The following is a 13197-nucleotide window of genomic DNA, read 5'->3' on the forward strand; positions in this document are numbered from 1 at the left end:
ACTTGGCGGACTGCCATCACCCCGTTAAAGTCAGAAGTCCGCCTGCATCGAAATCTCGCAAAAAACCTTCCGGTCTTACCCTTTCCCCCAATGATTGCTGGTTTTTTGCCTTTTCAGCGAAAAGCGTCCTGACAATCCTCCCAGCCGATCCCGCTTTGCGCGGTTTGCCTGACCAGCCAAGGCATTGCGGTTTTTACCGCGTCCTGTTTGACATTGAAATTGATTACCCCGCGCCGCCACAGCAGCATCAGCGTCAACACCCGCTGGCCGCTCTCTTGAGCCTTGAGCTTGCCGCCGGCATCCTGAGGGTCGATGTCCCATAAAGCGACCTGCAACCCCTGAGCCTTGAAAAACCCTTCGCCGTCGGCGCGACGCTGGCCGTAGGGCGGACGAAACAGCGGCACGTAGTTTTCCGGCAATTTGCCCTTCAGCAGTTCGGTGCTGCGCTCGATCGAGTATTGCCAATCCTGCCAATGACTATGGGAGCGGTACTCCCAGCCCTGCACGCCGACGCATTGCGTTGAATACAACGTCTGTAAATCAGCCACCGAACGCTGGGCCAGGCGCGCCTGGATTTCGCTGCCCAGCACAAAGAAGGTCCCGCTCATGTTCGATTTGCGCAGGTATTCAGTGAGCCACGCGGTGTTATCCGGCGAGGCTGCAGCGGCGCTGTCGAAGGTCAGCAAAAACAACCGGTCGTTGAGTTCGTCGCCGTTGCGCTCGTAGTCGCCAAAACGATCGATTTCGCTGCTGGTTTGAGGAAACAGCGCCGCCTTGCGCAGTTGCTCGTCCAGATAACGCTCATGGAAGCTGCGGCTCGGTTCGGCCCAGCGTGTGTAGTAGGAGTCGGCCGCAACCTGAAACTTGCCGGCCTGTTCGCGCAGGCTGTCCAGGTCTTCGACCAGGTAACAGAAGGAGGCGTCCTGATCACAGCTTTGCTGGGCGAAGTTGTAGTTGGCGAGCAGACGCTGCCACATCCGCTGACGAACGCGATTGATCGACTCCAGATTGATCATCCGCAGCCCCAGTCGCTGCTTTAATGCGGCCTCGTCCAGCGCCTCGCTGGCGAGCAAGGCGCGAGCGAAGGTGAGGATCTCTGCCCGCGACGCCACATCGAACAACGTCGGACTGGTCAGTTGTTCCGGCCAGGTGCTGCGATCCAGCGTGGCAACATCATTTGGTGCAGCGATGGCGCCGAGGCTGAACAACCAGGCCGAGAAAAGCAAAGCGATACGCAAAGGATGTCTCCATAACAAAACCCGCGCGGCACTATAGCTGATCTGAAGTATTCCCCCGTCTCTCCAGCGAACTCATTGTGGCGAGGGAGCTTGCTCCCGCTGGGCTGCGAAGCAGTCCTGAAATCTGCAATCGCGTTTTGTCAGGTAAAACTCATCGGTTGGCTTTACGGCCGCTTCGCGCCCGAGCGGGAGCAAGCTCCCTCGCCACAGGACCGCGACCACCATCGATCCCTCTATAACCTCCATAACTGGAGTCAACTCATACAACCCCCTAGAATCCCCCCACGATTTCAGGAGACGACTTCATGCTGATGGTGATTTCCCCAGCCAAGACCCTCGATTACCAAACCCCGCCGGTGACCCAGCGCTTCACCCAGCCGCAATACCTCGATCACTCCCAGGAGTTGATCCAGCAGTTACGCGAGCTGAGCCCGGCGCAGATCAGTGAGTTGATGCACGTTTCCGACAAGATCGGCGGGCTCAACGCCGCACGTTTCGGCAGCTGGACTCCGGCCTTCACCCAGGCCAACGCCAAGCAGGCGCTGCTGGCCTTTAAAGGTGATGTTTATACCGGCATGAATGCCGAAACCTTCAGCGAGGCGGATTTCGATTACGCCCAGCAACACTTGCGCCTGCTGTCGGGCCTGTACGGCCTGCTCCGCCCACTGGACCTGATGCAGCCTTATCGGCTGGAGATGGGCACCAAACTGGCCAACGCCCGTGGCAAGGACCTGTACGCCTTCTGGGGCACCAGGATAAGCGAGTGGCTGAACGAAGCCCTGGCTGACCAGGGCGACGATGTGTTGCTCAACCTGGCCTCCAACGAATACTTCTCGGCGGTCAAACGCTCGGCCCTGAACGCGCGGATCATCAATACCGAGTTCAAGGACCTGAAGAACGGCCAGTACAAAATCATCAGTTTCTACGCGAAAAAGGCCCGCGGCATGATGAGCCGCTTCGTTATTTCCGAGCGCATCAACGACCCGCAGGCACTCAAGCAATTCGATGTGCAGGGTTACCGCTTCAGTGCCGAACAGTCCAAACCCGATACTCTGGTTTTTCTGCGCGACCACGCCCCCGAATAAAGCACTCTTTCGGCGCACCTGCAGGTGCGCCGGACTGTATTTCGTTGACGATTTCTCCCGCCTGATACGCCATTATTATGGCGTCAAAAATATCACTTTAGCTTTTCATAACTATTCGTTCACTCGACCTATGTAATTTTTTTCAGTAGTGGCACTTATTTTTTTTGTGGGTAGTGGCACAAAACCATCTAACGCAGTTAAGCCCCCATTAACAAAGGGCTGAACGGAAAGTGCCATCAATATAAAAGCAGTGCCATCTTTGGCAATATTTCAAGAAATTTCAGATTTCAGGATCAGTGGCCCGGAACTATGTCCAGATGCGTCGTTCATACCCTCCGTAACGATTATCTTGAGGCTTGTACGAGATAACTTACGCAGAGGGGTGAACAGACAGCAAAGTTGTCATATACATGACGATACTCTGCTCACCCATTTGAAATACACATGAAGGATGGGAGATAACGCAGCATAACTATCCCCTAAAAGGCCAAGGCCGCGCCCCTACAATTGTGCTCACCTGAGCGCACAACCACTTGATTTTGCTGGCTTTAAGTCGATTGTCGAGTGCGAGAAAAATCTTTGCACGAATGTCTTCCCGAGGAAGACCGGCTGCATAACAGGGCAGGTCATTACAATAAGGCCACGTTACGCACACCTTGAGTGCACTCTTTAGACACTCGGAACTTAGTATGCCTGCACACGGCACTATGGTGTCTGCACCGCACACTTGCGAGTGCACTATGACCGTTGAACATCATTAATTCCGGCCATCTAATGGCGTCATAAATACAGAGGTAAATGCGATGCGCATCAGCATATTTGGTTTGGGTTACGTCGGTGCAGTATGTGCCGGTTGCCTGTCTGCACGGGGCCATGAGGTCGTTGGCGTAGATATCTCCAAAGACAAGATCGACTTGATCAACGCCGGTAAATCACCGATCGTCGAACCCGGTCTGGGCGAACTTCTGACCCAAGGTATTCAAACCGGTCGTCTGCGCGGCACCACCAATTTCGCGGAAGCGATTCGCGATACCGACCTGTCGATGATCTGCGTCGGCACCCCGAGCAAAAAGAACGGCGATCTGGAACTCAACTACATCGAAGCGGTGTGCCGCGAGATCGGTTTTGTCCTGCGTGACAAGACCACCCGCCACACCATCGTGGTCCGCAGCACCGTATTGCCAGGCACCGTGAAGAACGTGGTGATCCCGATCCTCGAAGACTGCTCCGGCAAGAAAGCCGGCGTCGATTTCGGTGTCGCGGTCAACCCTGAGTTCCTGCGTGAAAGCACCGCGATCGCGGACTACGACCTGCCACCGATGACCGTGATCGGCGAGTTCGACACAGCCTCCGGTGATGTTCTGCAATCGCTGTACGAAGAGCTCGACGCTCCGATCATCCGCAAGGACATCGAAGTCGCCGAGATGATCAAGTACACCTGCAACGTCTGGCATGCGACCAAAGTGACCTTCGCCAACGAAATCGGCAACATCGCCAAAGCGGTCGGTGTCGACGGTCGCGAAGTGATGGAAGTGGTCTGCCAGGACAAGACTCTCAACCTGTCCCAGTACTACATGCGCCCGGGCTTTGCTTTCGGCGGCTCTTGCCTGCCAAAAGACGTCCGCGCCCTGACCTATCGCGCCAGTACCCTGGACGTCGACGCGCCGCTGCTCAACTCGCTGATGCGCAGCAACGTGTCCCAGGTGCAGAACGCCTTCGACATCGTCTCCAGCCACGACAAACGCAAAGTCGCCCTGCTCGGCTTGAGCTTCAAGGCCGGCACCGATGACCTGCGCGAAAGCCCGCTGGTAGAGCTGGCGGAAATGCTGATCGGCAAAGGCTACGACCTGAGCATCTACGACGCCAACGTCGAATACGCCCGCGTCCACGGTGCGAACAAGGACTACATCGAGTCGAAGATCCCTCACGTCTCGTCCTTGCTCAACTCGGACTTCGACGCAGTGATCGGCAACTCCGACGTGATCATCCTCGGCAACCGTGACGAGAAGTTCCGCGCCCTGGCCGAGAACGCACCTGCCGGCAAACAGGTCATCGACCTGGTCGGGTTCATGTCCAAAGCCACCAGCGTGAGTGGCCGGACTGAAGGCATCTGCTGGTAAGTCAATATTCCGGCCGGGGGTTCAAAGCCCCCGGCCGGACTTTCGCCTGCCTTAACCCCATCGGGCCACCCTACTGGCTCGCCCGAGATCGAGACGGATGCAGATTATGCACAGGCTAAAGCACGGCCTACTTCAGGCCGCCGGTTGGCTGTTTTATCTAAGTTTATTGCTGGGCATCGCCACTGCGTTGCCTACGTCCACATTCGACTCCGAGTCGAAGGACTTCATCTTCCTGATTGGCGTCGTGGGCATCTGGCGCTACTCCATGGGTGCCACGCACTTTTTGCGCGGCATGCTGTTTTTGTACGTGGTCTATCCGCACCTGCGGCGCAAAGTGCGCAAGCTCGGCAAAGCGGCTGACCCGTCCCACGTGTTCCTGATGGTCACCAGCTTTCGTATCGATGCGCTGACCACTGCACAGGTCTACAGCTCGGTGATCCGCGAAGCCATGGAATGCGGCTTCCCGACCACAGTGGTCTGTTCGCTGGTGGAAATGTCCGATGAGTTGCTGGTCAAAAGCCTCTGGGAAAAAATGAAGCCGCCGGCTCATGTGAAGCTCGACTTCGTGCGCATCGCCGGTACCGGCAAACGTGACGGCCTGGCCTTCGGTTTCCGCGCCATCTCCCGCCACCTGCCGGATGACCGCGCAGTGGTTGCAGTGATCGATGGCGACACCGTGCTGGCCCCAGGCGTCGTGCGCAAAACCGTGCCCTGGTTCCAGCTGTTCGGCAACGTCGGCGGCCTGACCACCAACGAGTTCTGCGAAGTACGCGGCGGCTACATCATGGCCGAGTGGCACAAACTGCGCTTTGCCCAGCGTCACATCAACATGTGCTCCATGGCGTTGTCCAAGCGCGTGCTGACCATGACCGGACGCATGTCGGTATTCCGCGCCACCGTGGTCACCGACCCGGACTTCATCGCCGACGTCGAAAGCGACTCGCTGCAACACTGGCGTCTGGGCCGCTTCAAGTTTCTTACCGGCGACGACAAGTCCAGCTGGTTCAGCCTGATGCGCCTGGGCTACGACACTTTCTATGTGCCGGACGCCGCGATCAACACCGTTGAACACCCGCCGGAAAAGAGCTTCATCAAGGCCAGTCGCAAGCTGATGTTCCGCTGGTATGGCAACAACCTGCGGCAGAACTCCCGCGCACTGGGCCTGGGGATGAAACGTCTGGGCTTGTTCACCTCGGTAGTGCTGTTCGATCAGCGTGTGTCGATGTGGAGCTCACTGCTTGGCCTGACGGTCGCAATCATCGCCAGCGTCAAATACGGCACCGCTTTCATCCTGGTGTACCTGCTGTGGATCGGCATCACCCGGTTGCTTCTGACCCTGTTGCTGGCCTGCTCGGGGCACAAGATCGGTCCGGCCTATCCGATGATTCTCTATTACAACCAGATCGTCGGCGCGCTGGTGAAGATCTACGTGTTCTTCCGCCTCGATCAACAGTCCTGGACCCGCCAGGACACCAAACTGACCCGTGATCTCGCCAGCTTTCAACGTTGGTTCAATACCTGGTCGTCTCGGACCATGACCTTCTCCGCCGGCAGCATATTCGTCGCCGTGCTGATGATGATGGTCTGACCTGCCTCGCCTGAATTAACTAGGAATTACATCGATGAACAGCCAAATGAACGCTCAAAACTCCAACGTGGTGCATGAATCCGAAGCCCAGCGCCAACACGCCCGGGTCAGAATCCCGGCCAGACTGCGCTTTGTCGACAGCACCGGCACCCCTCTGGTGGCGCGGGTCGAAGACCTTTCCGCCGGTGGCCTGTGCTTCAACGCCGGGCCGCAAAAGAACCTGACTGTCGGCGCCGTACACAAAGGTCGCCTGCAATTCGTCATCGACAACCTCGGCCTTGCCATGGATGTCGAATTGCAGGTCCGCTCTTACGACCGTCAGTCCGGCCGCACCGGTTGCCAGTTCCAGAACCTGGAACAACAAGACATCTCGACCTTGCGCCACTTGATCACCTCGCACCTGAGCGGTGACCTCGTGACCATGGGTGAAGTGCTGGCCACCCTGCAGCGCGACAACTTCACCAAGGCGCGCAAGGTCAAGGACGGCGGCAGCGGCATGACCGCGATCGGTCGACTGCGTGCAGTGACTTTCAGCTTTGCGATTTTCCTCGTCGGCCTGGCGGCCTTCGGTTTCATCTTCAAGTCGGTGTACGGCATGTACTTCGTCAGCCACGCTCAGGCCGGTCTGGTCAGCGTGTCCGGCATGAATGTCACCATGCCCCGCGACGGTATGGTGCAGAGCCTGATCAAGGCCGACGGCGTCGCCGCCAAAGGCGCACCGCTGGCGACCTTCAGCACCAGCATGCTCGACGTGCTCAAGGGCCATCTGGACGAAGACCAGTTGCAACCGGCCAAGGTTGCAGAACTGTTCGGCAAGCAAATGACCGGCACCCTGACCTCGCCATGCGACTGCATCGTGGCCCGACAGGCAGTCTCCGACGGCCAGTACGCCAGCAAAGGCGACGTGATTTTCGAACTGGTGCCACGCAACAGCGAGGCCAACGTTGAAGCACGCTTCTCCTATCGCCAGTTCGCCGACGTGCGTCCGGGTACGCCAGTGAACTTCCAGATCGCCGGTGAAGACTCCATGCGCCGCGGCAAGATCGTCAGCAGCTCCAGCCTGAAAAGCAGCGACCTGTCGTCCGACATCCGCGTGCAGATCAAGCCCGATGAGCCGCTGGACAGCGCTTTTGCCGGTCGCCCGGTGGCTGTGAGCAGCGATCGCGGTCCATCCCTGAACTGGCTGCTGGATAAAGCCACAGCCGCTGGTCTTTAAGCGGAGGACATGCCTGTGATGAACTTAAGAACCTTGCCCCCGGTCTGCGCGCTAGCGTTGGCCATCAGCCTGGCCGGTTGCGCCGGTCTGCCCGACCAGCGCCTGGCCAATGAAGCCCTCAAGCGCGGCGACACCGCGCTGGCGGCGCAAAACTACAAGCAGCTGGCGGAGCTGGGTTACAGCGAAGCACAGGTCGGTCTGGCCGATATCCAGGTGGACAGCCGCGACCCGGCGCAGGTCAAACAGGCCGAAGCGACTTACCGCGCGGCCGTCGCCACCTCGCCGCGGGCTCAGGCACGTCTGGGTCGTCTGTTGGTGGCCAAACCTGGCGCCACCGAAGCCGAACAGCACGAAGCCGAAGGCCTGCTGAAAAAAGCCTCCGCCAATGGCGAAGGCAACACCCTGATTCCGCTGGCGATGCTCTACCTGCAATTCCCGCACAGCTTCCCGAACGTCAACGCCCAGCAAGAGATCAGCAAATGGCGCGCTGCCGGTTACCCCGAAGCGGGTCTGGCGCAGGTGCTGCTCTATCGCACCCAAGGCAGCTATGACCAGAACCTGGGCGAGGTCGAAAAGATCTGCAAAGCGGCACTCCACACCACCGACATCTGCTACGTCGAACTGGCCACTGTCTACCAGAAACGCGCCCAGCCCGAGCAACAGGCCGAACTGCTCAAGCAGCTGCAAGCCGGTTACACCGCCGGGACGGTTTCCGCTCAGCGGATGGACAGCGTCGCTCGCGTACTCGGTGATGCCACCCTCGGCAAGACCGACGAGAAAACCGCGCAGAGCATGCTCGAGCAAATCGCCCCCGGTTACCCCGCTTCCTGGGTCAGCCTGGCGCAATTGCTCTACGACTTCCCCGAATTGGGCGACGTCGACAAGATGATGAAATATCTGGACAACGGCCGCGCCGCTGACCTGCCGCGAGCCGAACTGCTGCTGGGCAAGCTCTACTACGACGGCAAATGGGTGCCAGCCGACGCCAAACAGGCGCAAGCGCATTTCCAGAAAGCTGTCGGCCGGGAAATTGCCGCCGATTACTACCTCGGCCAGATCTATCGCCGTGGCTACCTCGGCCAGGTCTATCCGGACAAAGCCCTGAAGCACTTGCTGACTGCCGCCCGCAATGGCCAGAACAGCGCCGACTTTGCGATCGCCCAGTTGTTCTCTCAAGGCAAAGGCACCAGGCCCGACCCGGTCAATGCCTATGTCTTCAGCCAACTGGCCAAGGCCCAGAACACCCCGCAGGCCAATGAGCTTGCACAAACACTTGAAGCCCAACTGCCACCTGCCCGGCGCGCCGAGGCCCAACGCCTGTTGCAACAAGAACAGGCCATGCGTAGCACCTTGAGCCAAAACCCGCTGGACCTGCACGCCCTGCAAGAAGAAAACGGCGAGGAATCCCTATGAAGTTGAATCCCTTTGTAAAAGCTGGCATTGGCCTGGGCTTCGCCCTGCTGTGGTCCTGCCCGACACTGGCTGCCCTGACCGACGAGAAGAACTACGGTCTGGACGTGAAAATCACCGGTCAATCGGAAGATGACCGTGACCTCGGCACCGCCAAAGGCGGCGACGTCAATGGTGTCGGCCTCGACCTGCGTCCGTGGGTCTACGGCGAAAGCGGTAACTGGAGTGCCTATGCCATGGGCCAGGCCGTGACCTCGACCGACATTATCGAGACCGACACCCTGCAACAGTCGGACAGCGACGGCACCCAGACCACCGACAACGGTGATCGCAAGAGCAAAAAGAACTACCTGGCGATGCGCGAATTCTGGGTCGGCTACGGCGGCCTGACGCCTTACCCCGGCGAGATACTGAAACTCGGCCGCCAACGCTTGCACAACGACGATGGACAATGGCGCGACACCAATATCGAAGCCCTGGCCTGGACCTTCGACACCACCTTGTTGAAAGCCAACGTCGGTGTCGCCGAACGCTTCAGCGAATACCGCACCGACCTGACCGAGCTGTCGCCCGAAGACAAGGATCGCCTGCACGTCTTCGGCGATATCTCGACTCAATGGACACCCGGCAATTGGGTCGGCGTGCGCGGCCACCACACCCATGATGACGGCAAGCTCGACTATCCGACTCCTGGTGTAGCCGCCGACTCGCTGGACAAGGAAAAGAACGGCGACCTGACCTGGCTCGGTCTGGAAGCCAACAGCGACGCCTACAACTACCGCAATACCAACACCCTCAACTACTGGGGCAGCGTCACCGGCATGTCGGGCGAGCGCGACACCGTCAACAAGCTGACTGCCGAGGGCAACAGCCCGGAGCAAGCCAAAACCAGCGGCAACGTCGACGGCTGGGCCACTGATATGGGCCTGCGTCTGCGCCTGGATCCGAGCTGGCAAGTCGGTGGCGCCTACGCCCGCGCCAGTGCCGATTACGAGCAGAACGGTCTGGAAAGCAACCGCTCGAACTACACCGGCACCCGCTCACGGGTTCACCGTTTCGGCGAGGCCTTCCGTGGCGAAATGAAAAACATGCAGTCCGCCACCCTGTTCGGCTCGTGGATGCGCAACGATGAGTACGACGCCAGCCTGGTCTACCACAAGTTCTGGCGCGTCGATGGCAACAAGGAAGTCGGCAGCAGCGGCATCAACGCTCCCACCACCGACGAGCTTTCCACCACGGCCCTGCCGCCGCTGGAAGACGGCAAGAAAGACCTCGGTCAGGAAGTGGATCTGGTGGTCACCAAGTACTTCAAGCAAGGCCTGCTGCCAGCAGGGTTGAGCCAGTCGATCGATGAACCGGCGGCGCTGGTGCGCTTGCGCGGCGGCGTGTTCAAGCCGGGCGATGCCTATGGCAAGGAAGTCGACTCGTACATGCATCGTGCCTTTGTCGATGTCGTCTGGAAGTTCTGATGCGTGCGGCCAAGGGAGTGCGTGAGATGAATAGTCTAGCCATCAAGGGCTCGATCAGCCTGTTGGCCGGCGCGCTGCTGCTGGCCAGCGCGGCGGCCTTCGCCAGCGTCGAACCGGTGAGCAAACCGGCGACGGTGGCCAAGGGGCTGCAACAGGCTAAAACCTACACCGTCACCAGCGCGCCGACCGGGCCGCTGGAGCTGGCCACACCGAAACTGCCCGACATCTCCGGCTACACCGCCGAGGCGGCAGCGGCGAAGATCGTGCGCAGCAAAGCCGGCAAGGTCAGCGTGCGGCGGATGATGCAGGAAGACGCACTGAAGGACTTCATCGGCGGCGATAACAAGATGGCCGAATGGGTGGTGCGTCAACACGGCATTCCCCAGGCGATCTTTATCGACGATGGCTACATGAACCTCAAGGACCTGACCAGGCACCTGCCCAAGCAATACTTCAGCGAAACCTCGCCGGGTGTGTTCCTGGCCAGGCTGCCGATCGTGGTCGGTAACAAAGGCATCCTCGAAATCGACAAGCAGACCCAGGAGTTGCGCCTGTCCCAGGAGGCCGGTTCGTTCCTGGTCAACGACGGTCAGCTGTTCGTGCGTGATACCAAAATCACCGGCTGGCGCGAAAAGGAAAACGGCCCGGCGACCTTCCGTTCACCGAAAGAATTCCGTCCGTTCCTGCTGGCCTGGGGTGGCACCGAGACCTACATCGTCAACAGCAAAATGGCCAGCTTCGGCTACGCCAACAGTAAGTCCTACGGTGTGAGTATTTCCCAGTACACGCCGAACATGGCCAAGGTCCTCAAGCGTGCGGAACCTACCGGCTGGATCGTCGGCTCCGAGTTCTCGGACATGTGGTACGGCTTCTACTGCTACGAAACCCAGGGCTTCGTGGTCAAGGGCAGTACCTACCGCGACAACATCGTCTACGGCATCGACCCCCATGACCGTTCCCACGGTCTGATCATTGCCGACAATACGGTGTACGGGACCAAAAAGAAGCACGGGATCATCATTTCCCGCGAAGTGAACAACAGCTTCATCTTCAACAACCGCAGCTACGACAACCACAAGTCGGGGCTGGTGATTGACCGAAACAGCGTCAACAACCTGATCGCCTACAACGAGATCTACAAGAACCACACCGACGGCATCACCCTCTACGAGAGTGCCGACAACCTGCTGTGGGGCAACAAGGTGATCAGCAACAAACGTCACGGCATCCGTATTCGTAACAGCGTGAACATTCGCCTCTACGAAAACCTCGCGATGGCCAACGGCCTGACCGGTGTCTACGGCCACATCAAGGACCTGAGCGACACCGACCGTGACATCAAGCTCGATCCATTCGATGCCCAGGTCTCGCTGATCGTGGTCGGTGGCGAACTGGCCGCCAACGGCAGCGGACCGCTGTCCATCGACTCGCCGCTGAGCGTCGAGCTGTACCGGGTATCGATGCTCGCTCCAACCAAATCCAGCGGCATCAGCTTCTCGGGGATTCTTGGCGAGCGCCAGGATGAAATTCTCGACCTGCTGGTGCGCCAGCAGAAAGCCGTGCTGATCGACCCTGTCGAACGCCAGACCAAACTGCGGGACTGAGGATAATCTTTATGCACCCACACTTGATCAAACTACTCAGTCTCTCGGGCCTGACTGCGGCGATTCTTGCCGCCAGCGGCGGCGCGAATGCCGACGACGCCAAAGCGCCGAGCTTCACCGCCGAGCCGTGCTGCAACCTGTGCCCGGCAGCTCACGACGCGAAGAACTACACCACTCGCTATCAGCAGAACTTCACCACCCTGATACAAGCCCAGGGCGACTGGCTATTCCGGACCCAGGAAGATTTGCGCACCGAGTTCAATACCACGCCCGCCGGCTACAAACGCATGAAAGAACTGCACGATGCGTTCAAGAGCAAAGGCGTGGAACTGGTGGTGGTTTACCAGCCGACCCGTGGCCTGGTGAACCGCAGCAAGCTGAACCCGGAAGACAAAGCCCGATTCGATTTCGACAAGGCCCTGAGCAACTACAAAGCCATGCTCGGACGTTTCGCCGCCATGGGTTATGTGGTGCCGGACCTGTCGCCGTTGACCAATGAGCAATTAGGCGACGAACTGTCGGCCCACGATTTCTACTTCCGCGGCGACCAGCACTGGACCCCGTACGGCGCCCAGCGCACGGCGAAAATCGTCGGTGAAAAGGTCAAGCAAATTCCGGCCTTCGCCGACATTCCCAAGCGTGAATTCGAGTCCCACAAGTCGGGGCGCATGGGTAAGACCGGAACGTTACACAATATGGCTGGTCAACTCTGTGGCACTAGCTACGCGATCCAGTACATGGATCAATTCACCACCGAGCCAAAAGGCGAAGCGGCCGATGGCGATCTGTTCGGTGAATCCGGAAATCCGGAAATCACCCTGGTCGGCACCAGCCACAGCGGCAAGAACTACAACTTCGCCGGCTTCCTGGAAGAAGCCATCGGCGCCGACATCCTCAACGTTGCCTTCCCCGGCGGTGGCCTGGAAGGCTCGATGCTGCAGTACCTGGGCAGCGAAGAGTTCCAGAAAAATCCACCGAAGATTCTCATCTGGGAATTCTCGCCGCTGTATCGCCTCGATCAGGAAACCACTTATCGACAGATGATGGCGCTGCTCGACAACGGCTGCGAAGGCAAAGAAGCACTGATGAGCAGCAGCACCACCCTCAAGCCCGGCAAGAACGAGCTGATGGTCAACAGCAAGAACATGGACTTGCGTAACAGCACTCATCAGGTCGACATCCGCTTCGCCGACCCATCGGTGAAAACCTTGCAAGCCACCCTCTGGTACATGAACGGGCGCCATGAGGACATCAAGATCGACAAACCGGAAACATCCGACACCGACGGGCGTTTCGCCTTTGAACTGCGCACTGACGAAGATTGGGCCTCGCAGACCCTGCTGGCCGTAGAGGTCCAGGGTCCGCAAGCCGGTGCCGCTGCGCAGAAGGTCGAAGCGAAAGTATGCAAACGCAACGTGTTCCCGGGTGCTGAGCGACGTACCGCTCAAACCGGGCAATGAGGTTACC

At 59.0% G+C, this 13197-nt stretch carries 9 protein-coding genes; 8 read left to right on the top strand and 1 reads right to left on the bottom strand.

Annotated elements, in window-relative coordinates:
- Nucleotides 1-113: 113 nt before the first annotated feature.
- On the bottom strand, nucleotides 114-1238 hold the full coding sequence (locus AC3I0A_RS22390; RefSeq protein WP_489374768.1) for a polysaccharide deacetylase family protein: 1125 nt from the start codon (nucleotides 1236-1238) through the stop codon (nucleotides 114-116).
- A gap of 305 nt (nucleotides 1239-1543) precedes the next feature.
- Here AC3I0A_RS22390 and yaaA point away from each other — a divergent pair, with 305 nt between their 5' ends.
- The 8 genes from yaaA to AC3I0A_RS22430 all read left to right on the top strand — a co-directional run bounded on the left by yaaA (nucleotide 1544) and on the right by AC3I0A_RS22430 (nucleotide 13190).
- The gene (yaaA, locus tag AC3I0A_RS22395; RefSeq protein WP_489374769.1) at nucleotides 1544-2323 is read left to right on the top strand and encodes a peroxide stress protein YaaA; all 780 of its coding nucleotides are present in this window, start codon (nucleotides 1544-1546) and stop codon (nucleotides 2321-2323) included.
- Nucleotides 2324-3126: 803 nt separating this feature from the next.
- Entirely contained in the window at nucleotides 3127-4443 is a 1317-nt protein-coding gene (locus tag AC3I0A_RS22400) for a nucleotide sugar dehydrogenase (RefSeq protein WP_489374770.1), read from the top strand.
- Nucleotides 4444-4549: 106 nt separating this feature from the next.
- Complete coding sequence (gene alg8 / locus AC3I0A_RS22405) at nucleotides 4550-6031, top strand: mannuronan synthase (protein WP_489374771.1); 1482 nt, start codon at nucleotides 4550-4552, stop codon at nucleotides 6029-6031.
- A gap of 34 nt (nucleotides 6032-6065) precedes the next feature.
- Nucleotides 6066-7247 (top strand): PilZ domain-containing protein, encoded by a 1182-nt coding sequence (locus tag AC3I0A_RS22410; protein WP_489374772.1) that lies wholly within the window; start codon nucleotides 6066-6068, stop codon nucleotides 7245-7247.
- Between the two features lie 18 nt (nucleotides 7248-7265).
- On the top strand, nucleotides 7266-8660 hold the full coding sequence (gene algK, locus AC3I0A_RS22415; protein ID WP_489374773.1) for an alginate biosynthesis TPR repeat lipoprotein AlgK: 1395 nt from the start codon (nucleotides 7266-7268) through the stop codon (nucleotides 8658-8660).
- Entirely contained in the window at nucleotides 8657-10126 is a 1470-nt protein-coding gene (locus AC3I0A_RS22420) for an alginate export family protein (RefSeq protein WP_489374774.1), read from the top strand. The genes algK and AC3I0A_RS22420 overlap by 4 nt, the downstream gene beginning before the upstream one ends.
- Before the next feature lie 26 nt (nucleotides 10127-10152).
- On the top strand, nucleotides 10153-11730 hold the full coding sequence (algG, locus tag AC3I0A_RS22425; protein WP_489374775.1) for a mannuronan 5-epimerase AlgG: 1578 nt from the start codon (nucleotides 10153-10155) through the stop codon (nucleotides 11728-11730).
- Nucleotides 11731-11741: 11 nt separating this feature from the next.
- Nucleotides 11742-13190, top strand: a complete 1449-nt coding sequence (locus AC3I0A_RS22430; protein WP_489374776.1) for an alginate O-acetyltransferase — start codon at nucleotides 11742-11744, stop codon at nucleotides 13188-13190.
- The last annotated feature ends 7 nt before the right edge of the window (nucleotides 13191-13197 follow it).

This window comes from Pseudomonas sp. KH_024_B2 (assembly GCF_057839965.1).

Bases quoted from the DNA above. Each gene is read 5' to 3' on its own strand.
- yaaA (WP_489374769.1), top strand. From the start codon at position 1,544: ATGCTGATGGTGATTTCCCCAGCCAAGACCCTCGATTACCAAACCCCG.
- algG (WP_489374775.1), top strand. From the start codon at position 10,153: ATGAATAGTCTAGCCATCAAGGGCTCGATCAGCCTGTTGGCCGGCGCG.
- AC3I0A_RS22430 (WP_489374776.1), top strand. From the start codon at position 11,742: ATGCACCCACACTTGATCAAACTACTCAGTCTCTCGGGCCTGACTGCG.
- algK (WP_489374773.1), top strand. From the start codon at position 7,266: ATGAACTTAAGAACCTTGCCCCCGGTCTGCGCGCTAGCGTTGGCCATC.
- AC3I0A_RS22410 (WP_489374772.1), top strand. From the start codon at position 6,066: ATGAACAGCCAAATGAACGCTCAAAACTCCAACGTGGTGCATGAATCC.
- AC3I0A_RS22400 (WP_489374770.1), top strand. From the start codon at position 3,127: ATGCGCATCAGCATATTTGGTTTGGGTTACGTCGGTGCAGTATGTGCC.
- AC3I0A_RS22420 (WP_489374774.1), top strand. From the start codon at position 8,657: ATGAAGTTGAATCCCTTTGTAAAAGCTGGCATTGGCCTGGGCTTCGCC.
- alg8 (WP_489374771.1), top strand. From the start codon at position 4,550: ATGCACAGGCTAAAGCACGGCCTACTTCAGGCCGCCGGTTGGCTGTTT.